Source organism: Nocardia aurantia, assembly GCF_009604425.1.
Classification (GTDB): Bacteria; Actinomycetota; Actinomycetes; order Mycobacteriales; family Mycobacteriaceae; genus Nocardia; species Nocardia aurantia.
Genome location: NZ_WEGI01000008.1, coordinates 221,251 through 237,582, shown reverse-complemented (window position 1 = coordinate 237,582; position 16,332 = coordinate 221,251). Strand labels below are relative to the sequence as shown.

18 protein-coding genes are annotated in these 16,332 nt (G+C 69.7%); 10 read left to right on the top strand and 8 right to left on the bottom strand.

Annotation, left to right across the window (positions count from 1 at the left end; genetic code table 11):
• The first annotated feature begins 150 nt into the window (after positions 1–150).
• Positions 151–1,374 carry an Rv3212 family protein gene (locus tag NRB56_RS19245; protein WP_227838005.1) on the top strand — a complete coding sequence of 408 codons (1,224 nt, stop codon included), beginning with the start codon at positions 151–153 and terminating at the stop codon, positions 1,372–1,374.
• Positions 1,375–1,450: 76 nt separating this feature from the next.
• On the opposite strand, the gene NRB56_RS19240 is transcribed toward NRB56_RS19245, so the two are convergent.
• From NRB56_RS19240 to NRB56_RS19230, 3 genes are all read right to left on the bottom strand, one after another.
• A complete protein-coding gene (locus NRB56_RS19240) occupies positions 1,451–2,827 on the bottom strand; it encodes an NtaA/DmoA family FMN-dependent monooxygenase (RefSeq protein ID WP_153344119.1) in 1,377 nt (458 codons plus the stop codon).
• Complete coding sequence (locus tag NRB56_RS19235; RefSeq protein ID WP_153344463.1) at positions 2,824–3,915, bottom strand: LLM class flavin-dependent oxidoreductase; 1,092 nt, start codon at positions 3,913–3,915, stop codon at positions 2,824–2,826. The genes NRB56_RS19240 and NRB56_RS19235 overlap by 4 nt, the downstream gene beginning before the upstream one ends.
• A 191-nt stretch (positions 3,916–4,106) precedes the next feature.
• Positions 4,107–5,402 (bottom strand): alpha/beta hydrolase, encoded by a 1,296-nt coding sequence (locus NRB56_RS19230; RefSeq protein WP_153344116.1) that lies wholly within the window; start codon positions 5,400–5,402, stop codon positions 4,107–4,109.
• Between the two features lie 54 nt (positions 5,403–5,456).
• On the opposite strand from NRB56_RS19230, the gene NRB56_RS19225 reads away from it, so the two are divergent.
• From NRB56_RS19225 to NRB56_RS19215, 3 genes are read left to right on the top strand one after another with little or no spacing between them, the layout of a single operon-like run.
• Complete coding sequence (locus NRB56_RS19225; protein WP_319943211.1) at positions 5,457–5,990, top strand: helix-turn-helix domain-containing protein; 534 nt, start codon at positions 5,457–5,459, stop codon at positions 5,988–5,990.
• Between the two features lie 39 nt (positions 5,991–6,029).
• Positions 6,030–6,635, top strand: a complete 606-nt coding sequence (locus NRB56_RS19220) for an acid phosphatase (RefSeq protein ID WP_227838003.1) — start codon at positions 6,030–6,032, stop codon at positions 6,633–6,635.
• Complete coding sequence (locus tag NRB56_RS19215) at positions 6,632–7,108, top strand: GNAT family N-acetyltransferase (protein WP_153344112.1); 477 nt, start codon at positions 6,632–6,634, stop codon at positions 7,106–7,108. The genes NRB56_RS19220 and NRB56_RS19215 overlap by 4 nt, the downstream gene beginning before the upstream one ends.
• A 615-nt stretch (positions 7,109–7,723) precedes the next feature.
• Here the strand turns inward: NRB56_RS19215 and NRB56_RS19210 are convergent.
• Positions 7,724–8,146: a hypothetical protein gene (locus tag NRB56_RS19210; protein WP_319943210.1), complete on the bottom strand. Its 423-nt coding sequence runs from the start codon at positions 8,144–8,146 to the stop codon at positions 7,724–7,726.
• Positions 8,147–8,242: 96 nt separating this feature from the next.
• Between NRB56_RS19210 and NRB56_RS19205 the strand changes: the two genes are divergently transcribed.
• On the top strand, positions 8,243–9,322 hold the full coding sequence (locus NRB56_RS19205) for a diacylglycerol/lipid kinase family protein (RefSeq protein ID WP_319943209.1): 1,080 nt from the start codon (positions 8,243–8,245) through the stop codon (positions 9,320–9,322).
• Between the two features lie 236 nt (positions 9,323–9,558).
• The gene (locus NRB56_RS19200; protein WP_019930908.1) at positions 9,559–9,813 is read left to right on the top strand and encodes a WhiB family transcriptional regulator; all 255 of its coding nucleotides are present in this window, start codon (positions 9,559–9,561) and stop codon (positions 9,811–9,813) included.
• A 121-nt stretch (positions 9,814–9,934) separates the two neighbouring features.
• Here NRB56_RS19200 and NRB56_RS19195 read toward each other — a convergent pair whose 3' ends face one another.
• Both NRB56_RS19195 and NRB56_RS19190 read right to left on the bottom strand, forming a co-directional pair.
• Positions 9,935–11,449 (bottom strand): sensor histidine kinase, encoded by a 1,515-nt coding sequence (locus tag NRB56_RS19195; RefSeq protein WP_153344110.1) that lies wholly within the window; start codon positions 11,447–11,449, stop codon positions 9,935–9,937.
• Positions 11,450–11,522: 73 nt separating this feature from the next.
• Positions 11,523–11,738 (bottom strand): biotin/lipoyl-binding carrier protein, encoded by a 216-nt coding sequence (locus tag NRB56_RS19190; RefSeq protein ID WP_019930910.1) that lies wholly within the window; start codon positions 11,736–11,738, stop codon positions 11,523–11,525.
• Positions 11,739–11,941: 203 nt separating this feature from the next.
• Here NRB56_RS19190 and NRB56_RS40510 point away from each other — a divergent pair, with 203 nt between their 5' ends.
• Positions 11,942–12,016 carry a 50S ribosomal protein bL37 gene (locus tag NRB56_RS40510; protein ID WP_115061593.1) on the top strand — a complete coding sequence of 25 codons (75 nt, stop codon included), beginning with the start codon at positions 11,942–11,944 and terminating at the stop codon, positions 12,014–12,016.
• Between the two features lie 79 nt (positions 12,017–12,095).
• Here NRB56_RS40510 and rsrA read toward each other — a convergent pair whose 3' ends face one another.
• Positions 12,096–12,353 (bottom strand): mycothiol system anti-sigma-R factor, encoded by a 258-nt coding sequence (gene rsrA, locus NRB56_RS19185; protein ID WP_153344455.1) that lies wholly within the window; start codon positions 12,351–12,353, stop codon positions 12,096–12,098.
• Between the two features lie 104 nt (positions 12,354–12,457).
• Positions 12,458–13,177, bottom strand: coding sequence for a sigma-70 family RNA polymerase sigma factor (locus NRB56_RS19180; RefSeq protein ID WP_153344453.1), 720 nt, complete (start codon positions 13,175–13,177; stop codon positions 12,458–12,460).
• A gap of 284 nt (positions 13,178–13,461) precedes the next feature.
• On the opposite strand from NRB56_RS19180, the gene NRB56_RS19175 reads away from it, so the two are divergent.
• The 3 genes from NRB56_RS19175 to NRB56_RS19165 all read left to right on the top strand — a co-directional run bounded on the left by NRB56_RS19175 (position 13,462) and on the right by NRB56_RS19165 (position 16,308).
• Entirely contained in the window at positions 13,462–13,971 is a 510-nt protein-coding gene (locus NRB56_RS19175; RefSeq protein WP_153344108.1) for an aminoacyl-tRNA deacylase, read from the top strand.
• A gap of 136 nt (positions 13,972–14,107) precedes the next feature.
• Positions 14,108–14,623: a MarR family winged helix-turn-helix transcriptional regulator gene (locus NRB56_RS19170; protein ID WP_153344106.1), complete on the top strand. Its 516-nt coding sequence runs from the start codon at positions 14,108–14,110 to the stop codon at positions 14,621–14,623.
• Positions 14,620–16,308 carry an MDR family MFS transporter gene (locus NRB56_RS19165; protein WP_319943208.1) on the top strand — a complete coding sequence of 563 codons (1,689 nt, stop codon included), beginning with the start codon at positions 14,620–14,622 and terminating at the stop codon, positions 16,306–16,308. Before NRB56_RS19170 ends, NRB56_RS19165 begins: the two co-directional genes overlap by 4 nt.
• Positions 16,309–16,332: the final 24 nt, after the last annotated feature.

The following is a 16,332-nucleotide window of genomic DNA, read 5'->3' as shown; positions in this document are numbered from 1 at the left end:
CCGGTCGGCCACCGGCGTCGGTGTCGGCGGCGGCACACCGTGGCCGGCGATCCGAGGCCCTCCTGTTGTGGCGCCGGGCCCGAGTGCTCGGACCGGGCGAGAGATTATCGGCGTTCGAAGACCTGCGTGGGATCGGATAGGCTCGCTGACGTGCTCGTACCCGAACGGCGGACGCGCGCCGACCTCGTTGCCGCAGCCGTGATCGCCGTCGTCGTGGTGATCCTGGTGGTCGTCGTGTGGGCGAAAAGCGATGCGCGCGGGACGATCTCCGAGCCCGCCGGGCGCGCGGCGGCTCCGGCCGCGCCCATCGACCGGCTGCCGCAGTCGCTGCACGAACTGTGGCACGCGCCGGACGGGTCGACCGATCGGGCGCTGGCGGTCAGTGGGGTCGCGATCACGGCCGACGACGGGACCGTCACCGGCCACGATCCGGTGACCGGCAAGCAGTTGTGGAAGTACCAGCGGAACATGCCGCTGTGCGGCGCGGAGAGCCAGTACGGCGCCGTCATCGCCACCTATCGGGATCGGCGAGGGTGCAGCCAGACCGCGCTGCTGGCCGCCGACACCGGGGCCCGGCGGACGGCGCGCAGCAGTTTCATGGACCAGCGGGTGACCTTCGTGATGGACGGCACTTACACGGTCGCCCAGGGCCCCGATCGGCTGGAGGTGTGGCGTTCGGATCTGGTGCGCACGCTGGAGTACGGGTATGTCGACGCGCCGGTGAACCCGCGGACCCAGCCCCGCAAGGGTTGCCGATTGCTCTCCGCCGCTTCGAGTTCCACCCGGCTGGCGGTGCTGGAACGTTGCCCCGACGATGTCGCGGATCGGCTGACCGTGCAGAATCCGGCGCCGAAGGACAGCACGGTGCCCGAGGAATACGGCTCGCACGTGCTGACCGAACCCGGCGCCACCGCCGACGGCGCCCGGGTGATCGCGGTGTCGGACAACCGGGTCGCGCTGTATCTGCCCGGAACAGAAAGCACCCCACCGGAATTCGCGGTCTACGATGCCTCGGCCAATCTGATCGTCACACATCGGCTCACGGCGCCGCTGTCGGATCGCACCACCGTGGCGCGGGTCGGGTCGGCGTTCACCGTGTTCACCGGCAACAGTGTGATCGCTTTGAACACAACGACTTTCGATCCGATGTGGACGGCGGCCGACGCACTGGGCACCCCCACCCAGATGGCGGGGCAACTGCTGCTCCCGGTGTCCGACGGCATCGCGGTGATCGATCCCGCCACGGGTGCCGCCACGTCACGAATCCCGTTGCAGCGCACCGACTATCACGGTGAGTTGATCACGCTCGCGGGCACCGGGTCGACCGTCCTGGAACGCCGGGGCACCGAACTGTACGGCGTCGGGCAGTCCTGATCCGCCGCGAGGCGACCGGCCGGGGAACCCGGCGCACGGTCCCGGTGGGGCGATCGACCACGGATGGACCCGACCCTCAGCGGCGGGTGAGCGGCGGGCGCAGTTCCAGATGTTCGCGCAGGGTGGTGCCGGTGTAGGCCGTGCGGTACGAACCCCGTTCCTGCAGTTCGGGAATCAGCCAGTCGACGATCTCGTCGAGCCCGGTGGGTACCAGGTACGGCGAGATGTTGAAACCGTCGCTCGCACCGTTGCGGACCCAGCGGGTCAGTTCGTCGGCGACCCGGCCAGGGGTGCCCTGGAAACCCGAGCGGAAGGAGGTGGCGACGGCCACCTGCCGGAGGCTGAGCTTCTTCTCCTCGGCGAGGGCGCGCCACTGCTGCGCGATCGCGAGGCGGCTCTGACCGTCGCGTTGCGCGCCGCGGGTGCCGCCGATCGCCGAGTCGTCCGGATCCTCGTGCGGCAGTGGGCCGTCGGGGTCGTAGCCGGACAGATCCCGGCCCCAGACCTGACCGACCAGCGACAGGGCGGTGGCGCCGGTGATCTGATTCTCCAGCACCCAGCGGGCCTTCTCCTCGACCTCGGATTGCTTCTCCGCCAGCACGATCTGGGTGCCGGGCAGGATCCGGATGTCGTCGGCGGGCCGACCGGCGTCGACCAGGCGGCGGCGGATGTCGTGGGCGAACGCCAGCGCGTCGTCGAAATGCGTGCCGTGCGGGGAGAAGATGACCTCGGCGTGCGCGGCGGCGAAATCGCGGCCCGCCGGGGAGACACCGGCCTGAAAGATCACCGGGTGGCCCTGGGGGCTGCGCGGCAGGGTGGGCGTGATCGACGCGCGGAAGTGCTCGTTGTCGCGCTCGACCCGGCGCACGCCGCCGCGCAGCCAGCCGGCGCTGTGCCGGGAGGGGGCGATCGCGTCGTCCGGCCAGGAATCCCAGATCTCACGGGCCACCCGGAGGAATTCCGCGGCCCGCTCGTAGCGCTGCGAATGATCGAGGTAGCCGCCGCGGCGGAAATTCGCACCGGTCCAGGCGTTGTCGGTGGTGACCGCATTCCAGCCGGCCCGGCCGCCGGACAGCACGTCGAGCCCGGACAGCCGGCGGGCCAGGTCCGCGGGCTCGTTGTAGGTGGTGTTCTGGGTGGCGACCAGGCCGATCCGGTCGGTGATCCCGGCGAGGGCCGCCAATTGGGTGACGGCGTCCGGGCGACCGGCGATATCGGTGTCGAGCAGCTTGCCGTCCTGCTCCCGCAGCCGCAGACCCTCGCCGAGGAAGAACGCGTCGAACAGGCCCCGCTCGGCGGTGGTGGCGACGCGGCGGAAGGTCTCGAAGTCGATCTGCGAGCCGCTGGTGAGGTCCGACCAGATCGTGGTGTGGTTGACGCCCTGGAAGAAGATCCCGAAATGCACGCGGGCGTCCGGGAACGGCACCTGGCCGGCGGCGCGTTCGTCGGTCATCGGCTGAGCTCCTTCGCGTAACGATTGGCGGGCCGGGACAGGCCGAGATTCGCGCGCAGCGTCGACCCCGGGACGGGCCGCCGGATCAGCCCCGAGCGCAACAGCGGGGGCAGCACCAGCCGGAACAACTCCGGCAGATCCTCGTCGACGACCGCCGGATGCAGCCGCACGCCGTCGAGACCGCCGGACAGCTCGGTGAGCAGCGTGACCAGTTCGGCGGCGGCGCCCGCGAACCTCGAACGCTCTGCCGCCGTGGGGTTCTCGTGCCCGTCGAGCTCCGCGAGCCGGTTCGTCGCGGTGGCCGCAGGCGTATCCAGCGCGATCTCGAGATCGGCGAAAACCAGTGTGGCGCCGGCGCTCCGGGCCTCGTCGGCGGCGGCCAGGGTCGCGGCGGTCGTCGCGCCGCGCACGAGCACGACGTCCACATCCCCCGGCTCGTACCCGAAGACCACGACCTGCCCCTGCGGCGGCCGCGGCACGATGGCGGGCCCCTTCACCGCGAAGGTCTCACCTTCGAAGTCGATGTAGTGCAGCCGATCCCGATCCAGGAACCGGCTGGTGGCGAAGTCCCGGATCACCGCGTCGTCGTCCCACGAATCCCACAGTCGCCGAGCGACTTCGACGGAATCCACCCGCTCGCGCCGGATCTCGGCCTCGGTCAGCCGCGGTGCCGCACCCCAGGCGACCGCCGCGGCGGGATCATCGGCGACGAGCCAGCCGGCCCGCCCGCGCGACGCGTAGTCCAGCGTCGCCAACTGCGAGGACAGGTGGAACGGTTCGGCGTAGGTCGCCGCGGCCACCGGTACCAATCCCAGCGTGCTGGTGGTGGCCGCGACGAAACCGGCCCTGGTGAGCGCGTCGATCCGCCCCGCCGGGCCGGCACCCGGCGGCAGGATCGAATCGTCGAAGGTGGCGAACGTGAAACCGGCGTTCTCCGCGGCCGACACCCGATCCCGCAGCGTCCGCCCCGTGAGCAGACCATCCGGCTCGTGCGTGGCCCGCCGCCACGCCGCGGGGTGGTATCCCTCCCCGTCCAGCTCGATACCGACCACGAACGGATACGTCCGCGCACCGCTGTCGCTCGCCATAGGTTCGACTGTCATCGAACCGCGCTCCCACCACCATGCTTTCCCTCACCCTGATCCGAATCCCGCCCCCGCCCAGCCCATCCCGCACCCCAGCCGGACTCCTGACCGGCCGGGAGCACGCGGCCGGGAGCACACGGCACCCCCGCCTATGCGGGTGGTGCCGGGTTCAGAGGTGTTGAGGTGGTGGCCTTTCAGCGGGAACGTCCGGGGAGCAAGCGGATGAGGGGGTTGCGGCGGGGAGTGGGGGCGATCCAGTCGGCGATGTCGGTGATCACGGACTCGTCCACGTGGTGGGGGCGTTGGTAGTCGGCGGGGGTGGAGGGGCCGGTTCCGAAAAAGAGCATGTGGTCGAGAGCGTCGTGGATTCGAAATGTCGTGCCGGGGTGCTGGGCGAGGCCGGTTTGCCAGCGGGGAAGGTCGTCGGTGACCGTCACCTGATAGTCGCGGCCGCCCTGGACGATCAGGATGGGGCGGTTCAGGGTGGCGGCGGTGGCGACCGGGTCGTAGGCGCGCAGGTCCAGCCAGTAGGAGGCGGGCCAGCCGAAGAGCAGGTCGGTGGTGGGGGTGTGCGGAGAGAGGGCCGGGTTCGCGGTGGCGGCGGCTTGTGCCGACAGTGTTTCGATTGTGGCCGTGGCGTTTTCGCCGGGGTCCAGTTCCGCGAGGTAGCGGGCCACCCGGACCGCGGCTCGGGGCAGGGGGACGGTGTCGCCGGCGAGGATCGCTACGCCGGCTACGGCGGGTTCGGCTGCCGCGACTCGCGGGGCCGCCTTGCCGCCGCCGCTGTGGCCGGCGACGAATACCCGCGCAGGGTCGACGGCGGGGTGATGCCGCAGGTGGTGGACGGCCGAGATCGCGTGCGGCAGATACTCTTCGGTCATCGTGAAGCCGGGCTCGGCGGCCACCTCGCCGTGCACGAGGGTGAGTTTGTCGAAGCGCAGCACCGCGATTCCCCGAGTGGCCAGGCCGTGGGCGAGATCCTTGAAGGGCTTGTTGGGGCCGGTGGTCGCGTCGCGATCGGTGGGGCCGGAGGCCAGCAGGACCACCGCGGGGTGCGGACCGCGGCCGCGGGGCAGGGTCAGGGTGCCGGGGACCGCCCGGGGAGCCTCGCCGAGGGTGACTTCGTGCTCGGTGTGCTTGCCCCGGCCGTACGGCGGCGGTGTCCAGTCGTCGCCGGCGGCGGGGGCCAGGCGGAAGCCGTGCAGTGCTCCGGTGGCGTCGACGGCGAACACCGCGGTCAGGCCGCCACGGGCACAGGTGAGTGGAATTCGCACGCGCACAAGGCCTTCCGGGGACGGTTCGGTGACGCCGGCGGCCGTCTCGCGGACCTCGCCGACCCGGGCGAGCTCGCCGGTCCAGGCGACGGCGACGGTCTGCGCCGACACGACCGCCCGCAGCCGGGGAGCGAACATCCGCTCGAGGTCGTCGAACCGCTGGGCGCGCAGCAGCGCCACCGCGGATTCGGCCACAGCCGTGGGGTCTGTCGCCATCACGCTACCTTTCTCATTTTTGAGAAAGGTAGCAGGTTGTGAGAACGTTCGATAGTGGACGTCTTCGAACTGCTGGCGCATCCGGCGCGGTTGCGCATCGTGCACGCGCTCGGCGGCGACCGGACGCTCACCACCTCCGAACTGTGCGCGCGACTGCCGGACGTGTCGAAGGCGACGGTGTATCGGCACGTCGATCTGCTCGCCGGCGCGGGGGTGGTCGAGGTCGCCGAGGAACGGCGGGTGCGCGGGGCGGTGGAACGTCGCTATCGGTTGCGGCGCGAGCGGGCCGTCATCGATGCCGATGCCGCCGCGGCGCTGCCCCGGGACGACCACCGCCAGGTGTTCGCCACCGCGCTCGGTGTGCTGCTCGCCGAGTTCAACGCATATCTGGACGACGAGAACGCCGATCCCGCAACAGATCTCGTCGGTTACCGGCAGCACGCGATCTGGCTGGACCGGGCCGAACTGGAACAGCTCATCGCCGGGTTGCGCGCGGCGATCCTCCCCCACCTGGCGCATCCGCCGGACGGGCGGGGCCGATACCTGCTCAGTCCCATCCTGTTCCCCGTCGAGTCGCCCGAGGGCTGACCGGCCATGGCCCGCCGCACGTGCGGCATGATCGGAGTCATGGCCGAAACCGAGTACCGACTGGTGTTGTTGCGGCACGGTGAGACGGCGTGGTCGGCGGCGCACAAGCACACCGGGCGCACGGATGTCCCGCTCACCGAGCTCGGCGAGCGGCAGGCGCGCGCGGCGCGGGCCCTGCTGGACGGGCTGCGCCTGCACCACCCGCTGGTACTGACCAGCCCGCGGCATCGGGCGATCCGGACCGCCGAACTGGCCGGGCTGTCCGGGGCGCGGCCGGACGACGACCTGGTCGAATGGGATTACGGCGACTACGAGGGGCTGACCACGCCGGAGATCCAGCGCACGGCTCCAGGGTGGACCGTCTTCACCGGCGAGGTACCCGGCGGCGAAACCCTCGCCGAGGTGGCGGCCCGGGCGGATCGGGTGCTGGATTCGGTGACGCCGGCGCTGGCCGGGCGCGACGTGGTCCTGGTGGGACACGGGCACTTCTCCCGGGTACTGATCGCCCGCTGGAACGAGTTCGATGCCCGGGAGGGGCGCCGGTTCTTCCTGTCCACGGCGGGCATGTCGGTGCTGGGGCACGATCACCAGGCTCGGAGCACGTTGGCGCACAATCTGGTTCCGACTCTGGAGGATGATCGATGATCCGCCCGGCCACCGCCGCCGACGTTCCCGCCCTGGTGCGGCTGGTGTACGACCTCGCCGACTACGAGAAGGCCCGCGATCAGTGTGCGCTGACCGAGGAGCAGTTGCGGACCGCGCTGTTCGGCCCCGCCCCGGCGCTGTTCGCCCATGTGGCCGTGGACGATTCGGACGGGACGGTGCTCGGCGGCGCCATCTGGTTCCTGAACTTCTCCACCTGGGACGGCGTGCACGGCATCTACCTGGAGGACCTGTACGTCACGCCCGCGGCGCGCGGGCGCGGACTGGGCAAGGCGCTGCTGATCGAGCTGGCCCGGGTGGCGGTCGAGCGCGGCTACAGCCGGGTGGCCTGGTCGGTGCTGGACTGGAACACCCCCTCGATCGACTTCTATCGGGCGATCGGGGCGCAGCAGCAGGAACAGTGGCTCGGCTACCGATTGTCCGGAAGTGCGCTGACCCGGCTCGCCAAGGCCTGATCAGCCGCGAAAATGCGGCGGGCCCGGACGTGGAGACCGGTCTTCCGAGGCACGGCCGCCGGACCCGCCGCCACCGCGCGGCGCACCCCGGCGCGGGCCCTCCGGCGCGGTGACCGGTTGCGCCGAAACCCGTTGCAGCCGTGGGACCGGACTGGCCGGACCTGATGACGCTCACTTCCCCACCGGATTCTGATCGCCGGAAGTTCGCGGCGCCGCAGCTGATTCGTAGCTTCGGCGCTGCGTAGCGACCAGTAGAACTCCGGCATGCCGACGGGTCGGACACCACGCACAACCGCGCGAAGTCACACTCGGGCACCGTGCGGGCACAACGGCACCGTGATCGAACCGGGCACGACCCCAGGCGGGGTCCGGCATCGCGGCCGATCAGGTGTGAGCGCGGGCGAGCGACGGGCGCGGGCGAGCGACGGGCGCGGGCGAGCGACGGGCGCGGGCGCGGGCGAGCGAAGGGCGCAGCGAGACGTGGCCACGTCGGGGCGGCCGCCAGGAAGCCCGTGGAACGTGCGGGAGTCTCATTGCCGACTTGTTGCTGGTCGGCTGTCCGGAATGCGCTCACCGCGCGTTCAGGGGCCCTTACGCGGCCCTGGTCGGACCGGGTCAGGCGGTGGCGTCGTACCCGCGCGCCATCCACTCGGTGGAGGCCGGGGCGAACAGCAGGCCCAGGGTGACCAAGGCGCCGAGGCCGACGGGGATGCCCAGATCGTAGCGGTGCGAGCTGAGCATGTACCAGGCGACGGGCAGCAACAGGATCTGCGCGATGACCGCGATGGCGCGGCCCCAGCGACGGCCGCGGTACAGGCCGATACCGGCGGCGAGCACGGCACCGGCCAGGATGACGAACCAGGCGGCGGTGCCGTAGACCTCGCCTGCCGAGTGACCGCCGCCGGTCGCGCCCTGGACCACCAGCACGATCGCGATGATCACACCGATCAGGCCCTCCAGCGCGGCCAGTGCCCCGGCCGCCCGCACGGTTCCCGGCGTCTGCTCCGGGACCTGATCGTCCGCCCTCTGCTCGCCCACTCCGCCAGCCTACGGGGCGTGGCGTCCGCCCGGTCATCGGTGTGCGCGGGTGTACGCGCGAAACCGGAATCCAGGTCTCCCATTACGCTGTCCGGCGTGCGGACGCTCCTGATCGTCAACCCGAATGCCACCTCGACCACGCCGGCGACGCGCGATCTGCTCGCCCACGCGTTGGAGAGTCGCACCCAGTTGACGGTCGCGCACACGCAACACCGGGGTCATGCCGCCGAGCTGGCGCAGTGGGCGGCCACCCAGGAGATGGATCTCATCGTGGTGCACGGCGGCGACGGCACGGTCAACGAGACGATCAACGGGTTCCTGCCGCTGCCGGAGGTCGACGACGGGCAGGCGTGGACCCCGCGGCTGGGCGTGATTCCGGGTGGTTCGGCGAACGTTTTCGCCCGTGGGCTGGGGATGCAGGCCGATCCGGTGGCCGCGACCAACCAGTTGATCGACCTGCTGTCGCTGGACTCCCGCGGATCGGGCACCGCGGCGAGCCGTGAACCTGGCACCGCGGCGAGCCGCGAACTAGACACCGCGGCGAGCCGCGAACTGGACACCGCGCCGAGCCACGAATCGGATACCGCGACGGGTGATCGCCGCATCGGGCTGTGCCTCGCGGACGACCGCTGGTGTCTCTTCGCCGCCGGCGTCGGCCTGGACGCGGACGTGTGCGCGGCGATCGATCGCAGTCGTGCCAAAGGTCACACCGCGACACCCGCCCGTTATGTGCGAACCACGGTGCGGCAGTTCTTCCGGGCGAAACGCACGCCGCCGACTGTGACGCTGCACATTCCCGATCGCGAACCGGTCACGGACGTGCATTACGCATTCGTGACGAACACCAACCCGTGGACATATCTGGACGGAAGGCCCGTACGCACCAACCCCGGCACCACGTTCGAAACGGATCTCGGGGTCTTCGCCATGCGCAGCATGTCGGTGGTGTCGACCCTGGTCGTGACTCGGCAACTGCTCTCGACCAGCGCGGATCCGAAGTCCCGCAATCTGTTTCGCCTGGACGATGTACCGTCCGTCCGAATCGAGGCGAGCGAGCCGATCGGGCTGCAAATTGACGGTGACTTCATCGGGCTCCGCAACGTGGTGGATTTCACTTCCGTGCCGAAGCGACTCTCTGTGATCGCGCCGCAGCCTTGGGTACCCCGACACAGATGAGAAACATCGTCGTTGCGCTGCAAAAACCACCAGCAGGGGGTACAAAGGACAGCGGTAGACCCCCATGTAGGGGTCTTACAGCGTGAGCTTCCCCACGGTGCACCGCAAAGCTATTGACATCTACGGTGTTCGTGAAAGCATTCACAAGCAACCGTGCGGAAACATTCCAGTCGCACAAGTGAACGAACCACAAACCGGCGGCGCCTTGCGGCGCCTTGCAAAGGAGCAGAGGAACAATGGACTGGCGCCACAAGGCCATCTGTCGCGACGAGGACCCCGAACTGTTCTTCCCTGTGGGTAACAGCGGTCCCGCACTCGCGCAGATTGCCGATGCCAAGCTGGTCTGCGCTCGCTGCCCCGTCACCGCCGAATGCCTCTCCTGGGCCCTGAAGTCCGGGCAGGATGCCGGCGTGTGGGGTGGAATGAGCGAGGACGAGCGTCGGGCGCTGAAGCGTCGCAACGCACGCACCCGAACCCGCAGTGCCGTGTAACCACGGCACCCCGCGTTATCGCCACCGCTACAACTGCACGATCCGGCGTAACGCTTTTCGGCCCGGCACCTCAGGTGCCGGGCTTCATTGTTTTCGTGGAAATCGTTCCGCTTATCCGGTTTCAGCGACCGGCGCGGCGGCCGAGCGGAACTCGTAGCACCGCATCGGTACCCACGTCGGTCCCCGGGTGCAGGCCGATGGAACCGCCGAGTTCGGCGGTGACGAGGGTGCGAACGATCTGCAGCCCCAGCCGATCCGAGCCCTCCAGGCTGAAACCCTCGGGCAGGCCGCGTCCGTCGTCACTGATGATAACGTCCAGCCAGCGCGCAGACCGCTCCGAACGGATTGTGACCGTACCGTTTTCACCCGCGTCGAAGGCGTGCTCGATGGCGTTCTGTACCAATTCGGTCAAGACCATGACCAGCGGCGTCGCCCGCTCGGCGGAGAACACGCCGAGCGATCCGGCGCGGCGTACCTTGATCCGCGCGGTGTGCACGGTCGCCACATCGGCCATGATCGGCAGCAGCCGATCCACCACCTCGTCGAGATCGACCTCTTCGTCCACCGACATCGACAGCATCTCGTGCACCGAGGCGATCGAGGTGACCCGGCGCACCGATTCGGTCAGGGCGGTCAACGCCTCCGGATTCTCGGTGCGGCGCGCCTGCAGCCGCAGCAACGCGGCGACGGTCTGCAGATTGTTCTTCACCCGGTGGTGGATCTCGCGGATGGTGGCATCCTTGGACAGCAGCGCGCGATCGCGGCGTTTCACCTCTGTGACATCGCGCACCAGCACCGCCGCGCCCGCCAGTTCGCCGCGCGGGCGCAGTACCAGGGTGCGCAGCAGCACGGTCGCGCCGCGCGCCTCGACCTCCATCCGGCGGCCCGACTTGCCCGCCAGCGCGGCCTGGATGTCGCCGACGACCTCTTGGGCGTCGAACGGATCGGTGATCAGCGAACGGGTCGTCAGCGCCAGATCCTGACCGGCCAGCTCGCTCTGCAGGCCCATCCGGTGATAGGCCGAGACCGCGTTGGGGCTGGCGTAGACGACGCTGCCGCCGGTGTCCAGCCGGATGAACCCGTCGCCGGCGCGCGGGCTGGAGTGCGAACCGGTGCGGTCCTCCAGAACCGGGAAGGTGCCGTCGGCGATCATCTGGCACAGATCGTCCGCGCAGGCCATGTACGCCTGCTCCAGATCGCTGCGGATCTTGGAACGCGCGATGTCGGTGTCGCGGCCGAGCACCGCGATCACGTCGGTGCCGACCCGGACCGGAATCGCTTCCCGCACAGCGTGAACCGGGCGCGGGTGGTAGACGCCGGCCGATTCGGCCTCGGTGTCGACACGCACGACCGCACCGCTGGTCAGCGCCTCGAACACCTGCGGGTGATCGGCCTGGGAGGCGCTCGTACCGACCAGGTCCTCGGAGTGCACGGTGGTGGCGGTGGTCGGCCGGCACTGCGCCACACAGACCACATCCGCGCCGTCGGTCACCGGGCCGGCACCCACCCACAATTGCAGGTCGGCGAACGACAGGTCCGACAGTAACTGCCAGTCGCCGACCACCCGTTGCAGGTGATCCACCGCCGCGCCGGGAAGATCCGTGTGCTCGGCCAGCAAGTCACTGAGAGTCGACATCTAGTTTCCTTCCACCCGGCGGCCCGGGGTGCGGGGCCGCGCCCCGAGTCCGTCACCCCTGAGCATCCCGGCGTCAGGAGATCACTGCGATCAGATCGCCCTTCTTGAGGACGTCACCGGGCTTGACATTGATCGAGGCCACGGTGCCGGCGATCTCGGCGACGACCGGGATCTCCATCTTCATCGATTCCAGCAGCACGAGCGTGTCGCCCTCGGCGATCGCGGCGCCCTCGGTGGCGACGATCTGGAACACCGTCGAAACCATCTCCGCGTGCACTTCCTCAGCCATGACACCCTTCCCGGTCGAACAGCCACTCTCCGCTGACGGTACAGAGGTAATCACACCCGAAACAACGATGTCGGATCGGCAGCAGGATACCGGCCCGTAACCCCCTCGGTCGGCCGCCGACGCGCCCGGTTGTAGCCTGTATCGCTATGAACACGCTCCAGCGGCGGGTTCTCCACAGGTTTGCGGTCAGAAGGGAGAGATCGATGGGTAAGCGTGGTCGCAAGAAGCGCAGTCGCCGGAAGAACGGCGCCAACCACGGCAAGCGTCCCAACGCCTGAGCCGGGGTGAAAATCCGAACGGCACGTCATCGATGCGATGACGTGCCGTTCGGCGTTCCGGCTCGAAAGTCGTTGCGGCTCAGGACTCGCCGCGGGTCTCGACGATGGTGACCCGGCGGTACTCCAGCGTCAGGCGCTGCCGCAGCGATTCGGGGGCGCGCTCACCGCCGCACTTGGTACTCAGCAGCCGCTTCAGCTTCTCCTCCAGGCCGTACGCCTCGATGCACGGCGAGCAGTTCTCGATGTGGTGCTGCAACCGGGCGCGGGTCGACTCGTCGCATTCGCCGTCGAGCATCATCCAGACGTCGGCGAGCACGGCCGAACAGTCCAGTTGCAGATCCAGTTCGTTTCGTTCCGCCGCGGCGCCGGTATCGGCGGGCTGCTGCTCCGGCACGCCCGAATCGCCGCGCTCCGGCGCGCCACCCGCGTAGTCGTGCTCGGTCACTGGGTTACCTCCTGACGCGCGCCGTTGCCCGGACGGTTCCGGTCGAACCCTCGCTCGTGTGCCACGTCGGCCAGCAGCCCCTTCAACTGCTTGCGCCCGCGGTGCAGCCGGGACATGACCGTACCGATCGGCGTACCCATGATGTCGGCGATTTCCTTGTACGGGAACCCCTCCACGTCGGCGTAGTACACCGCCATCCGGAATTCCTCGGGCAGCGATTGCAGCGCGGCCTTGATGTCGTCGTCGGGCAGCGCCTCCAGCGCTTCCATTTCGGCCGAACGCAGGCCCGTGGAGGTGTGCTCGGCCGTGGCGGCCAGCTGCCAGTCGGTGATCTCGTCGGTCGGGTACTGCGCGGGTTGCCGCTGTTTCTTGCGGTAGGAGTTGATGTAGGTGTTGGTCAGGATCCGGTAGAGCCAGGCCCGCAGGTTGGTGCCCTCGCGGAACGACCGGAAGCCCTGGAACGCCTTGGCGTAGGTCTCCTGCACCAGATCCTCGGCGTCGGCCGGGTTGCGGGTCATCCGCAGGGCGGCGCCGTACAGCTGGTCCAGCAGCGGGAGCGCGTCGCGCTCGAACCGCTGCCCGAGGCTCACATCGTCGGCGGGCGGCGCGGCCGGATCGCCGTCCGCGAGGTCGGCAAGATCCTCGAGGTCGTCCTGCTCACCGGCGTCGCCGTGCCGGCGGTCGGCCGCTGGTTCCTCGTCGCTCGTCACGCCCATCCCTTCGATCGCCGTAGCTACCGAATCTACCGTGAGGACGTCGAGCGGCGGGAACCCGGTGACCACTGTCCCCGGGCCGGGCACGGGCCATAGGGCTCGTGCCGGACGATCCTGGACCAGAACGCTCACCGGCTGTCTCCTTCGGTGTCACGGGGTGAGAGGCGTATCGCGTGCAACAGGGCGAACGGCCGCTGTGTTCCCGGAGCGCCACGGGGTACGCGTCCCGGCGGGCCGCGGCCGTAATCGGTTGGCCCGCCCGTAGCCCGGCCTCTAGGGTGTCCGGCATGGCAGGTGCTCCGACCCCGGCGATCCGCGCGCTGACCCAGGCGGGGGTGGCGCATCGAGTCCACTCCTACGCGCACGATCCGCGCAGCGACTCGTTCGGGGCCGAGGCGGTGGCCGCGCTCGCCGAACGGTTGCGACTGGCCGCGGGACAGATCTTCAAGACGCTGGTGATCGAATTGTCCGGCGGCACCCGCCGGGCGGGGCAGCTGGCCGTGGCGGTCGTGCCGGTGCCGTGCTCGCTGTCGTTGAAGGCGGCCGCGGCCGCGCTCGGTGCGGCGAAGGCAGGTATGGCGGATCGCGCCGCGGCCGAACGCACCACCGGATACGTCCTGGGCGGAATCTCCCCGCTGGGGCAGAAACGCCCGCTGCCGACGGTCGTGGACGCCTCGGCCCTGCGCTGGGACCGGGTGCTGTGCAGCGCCGGCCGGCGTGGGCTGGAGATCGAGCTCGCGCCCGCGGATCTGGTCCGGCTGGCCGCCGCGGTGACCGCGCCGGTCGCCACCGACTGAGCCGAGCGGGCTCCGACCGGCCCCGATGTGTCGGGAATAACAGGGCGCAGATGTGTGCTTGCTACAACTAGTTGGTGTACACAATTAGTTGACGTACGCCAACGAGTTGATCGATGCAAGGAGGTGATGGTTCCCCATGGACGGCAGCGACGCGATCGACGTGATCGCCCAGCAGCTCATCCGGCTGGGCCGCATCCGCGACCACACCAGCTCACAGATCGCCGCGGCCTCGCACGGCGAGATCGAGACCTCGGCCTACGGCATCCTGTTCCGGCTGCTGCACGAAGGCCCGATGCGCTCCGGCGCACTGGCCGACGCACTGCACTCGGACGCCTCCACGATCAGCCGCCAGGTCGCCGGCCTGGTCAAGAAGGGCCTGATCGAACGGCAGGCAGACCCCGCCGACGGCCGGGTCAGCGTCCTGACCGTCACCGCCGCCGGGCGGGAGAAGGCCGCCCGGATCCGTGCCCTGCGCAACGAGGGGATCGGCCGGATCCTCGACACCTGGACCGGAGACGATCGCGAACAGCTCGCCCGCCTGCTGCGCCGATTCGTCGACGACTTCGAGGCCGCGCGCACCGAGCTGCTCGCCCTGAAATTCGCACCGCAGCCCCCCGAATCGAAAACAACCGCACCGGAGACAGTTTCGTGACTACGGCAACCACCGCCGACGAGCCGGGCGTCAACAGCGCCGGCTTCACCCACAGGCAGGTGCTCATGATCATGAGCGGCCTGATCCTCGGCATGCTGCTGGCCGCCCTCGACCAGACCATCGTGTCCACCTCGATCCGCACCATCGCCGATGACCTGCACGGGTATTCGGCACAGGCGTGGGTCACCACCGCCTACCTCATCACCTCGACGCTCACCACCCCGCTGTACGGCAAGTTGTCGGACATGTTCGGGCGCAAGCCGTTCTTCCTCGCGGCGATCACGATCTTCGTGGCCGGATCGCTGCTGTGCACCGTCTCCACCTCGATGTACGAGCTGGCCGCGTTCCGCGCGTTCCAGGGCCTCGGCGCCGGTGGCCTGTTCTCGCTGGCGCTGACCATCATGGGCGACATCGTGAGCCCGCGGGAACGTGCCCGCTACCAGGGTTACTTCCTGGCCGTGTTCGGCACCTCCAGCGTGGTCGGGCCGGTGCTCGGCGGCCTGTTCTCCGGGCAGGCCGAGATCCTCGGGATCTCCGGCTGGCGCTGGGTGTTCCTGGTCAACGTGCCGCTGGGCCTGCTGGCGTTCGCCGTGGTCACCCGCGTGCTGCATCTGCCGAAGCGGTCGAAACCGGGCGTGCGCATCGACTGGCTGGGCACGCTGACGCTGGTCGTCGGCATCGTCCCGCTGCTGGTCGTGGCCGAGCAGGGCCGCGAATGGGGTTGGGGCAGTGCCGGTTCCATCGCCTGCTACGTGATCGGCGCGATCGGCGTGGCGGCCTTCGTGTGGGTGGAGTCGCGGCTCGGTGACGCCGCGCTGATCCCGCTGCGGATGTTCCGGAACAAGACCTTCGCGCTCGGCGTGGTGATCTCCTTCGTCGTCGGCGCCGGCATGTTCGGCGGCATCAGCCTGCTGCCGCAGTACCTGCAGGTGGTGCGCGGGGCCAGCCCGACCATGGCGGGCCTCGAGATGCTGCCGATGGTGCTGGGCATGATGTCGGCCTCGGTCGTCTCCGGCCAGACCATCTCCCGCACCGGCCGGTACATGATCTTCCCGCGCATCGGCGCGGTGCTGATCACCGTCGGCCTGTTCCTGATGCACTACATCGACGCGGACAGTCACCTGTGGCTGGTCATGATCTTCATGGCGATCACCGGCTTCGGCCTCGGCAACCTGATGCAGCCGCTGGTGATGGCGCTGCAGAACGCGCTGCCGCCGAAGGATATGGGCGTGTCGACCGCCTCGGCCACCTTCTTCCGGCAGATCGGCGGCACCCTCGGCGTCGCGGTGTTCCTGTCCATCCTGTTCGCCCAGTTGTCGCCGAACATCGGCGACGAGCTGCGCGCCTCGGCGACCCAGCCCGCCTACCAGCAGGCCATCGCCGCCGGCCTGCGCTCGGACAACCCGGCCGACCGGGCGCTGTCGACAGGGCTCGCCTCGCGCGACACCTCGGCCGCCGCCGGGGTGCTGAACGACAGTTCGGTGATCCAGCAGCTGAACCCGACCCTGTCGCGGCCGTTCAAGGTCGGCTTCGCCGAATCGCTGTCGCCGGTGTTCCTGTCGGTGTCGGGGATGGGGCTGATCGCCCTGGTCCTGGTGCTGTTCTGGAAGGAGGTCCCGCTGCGGTCGGCGGGCGGGATCCAAGCGAGTTCCGAGACGAAGCCCGAACCGGTCGCCACGGCCTGAGTCTCCGGGCACCCGCGCCCCGTC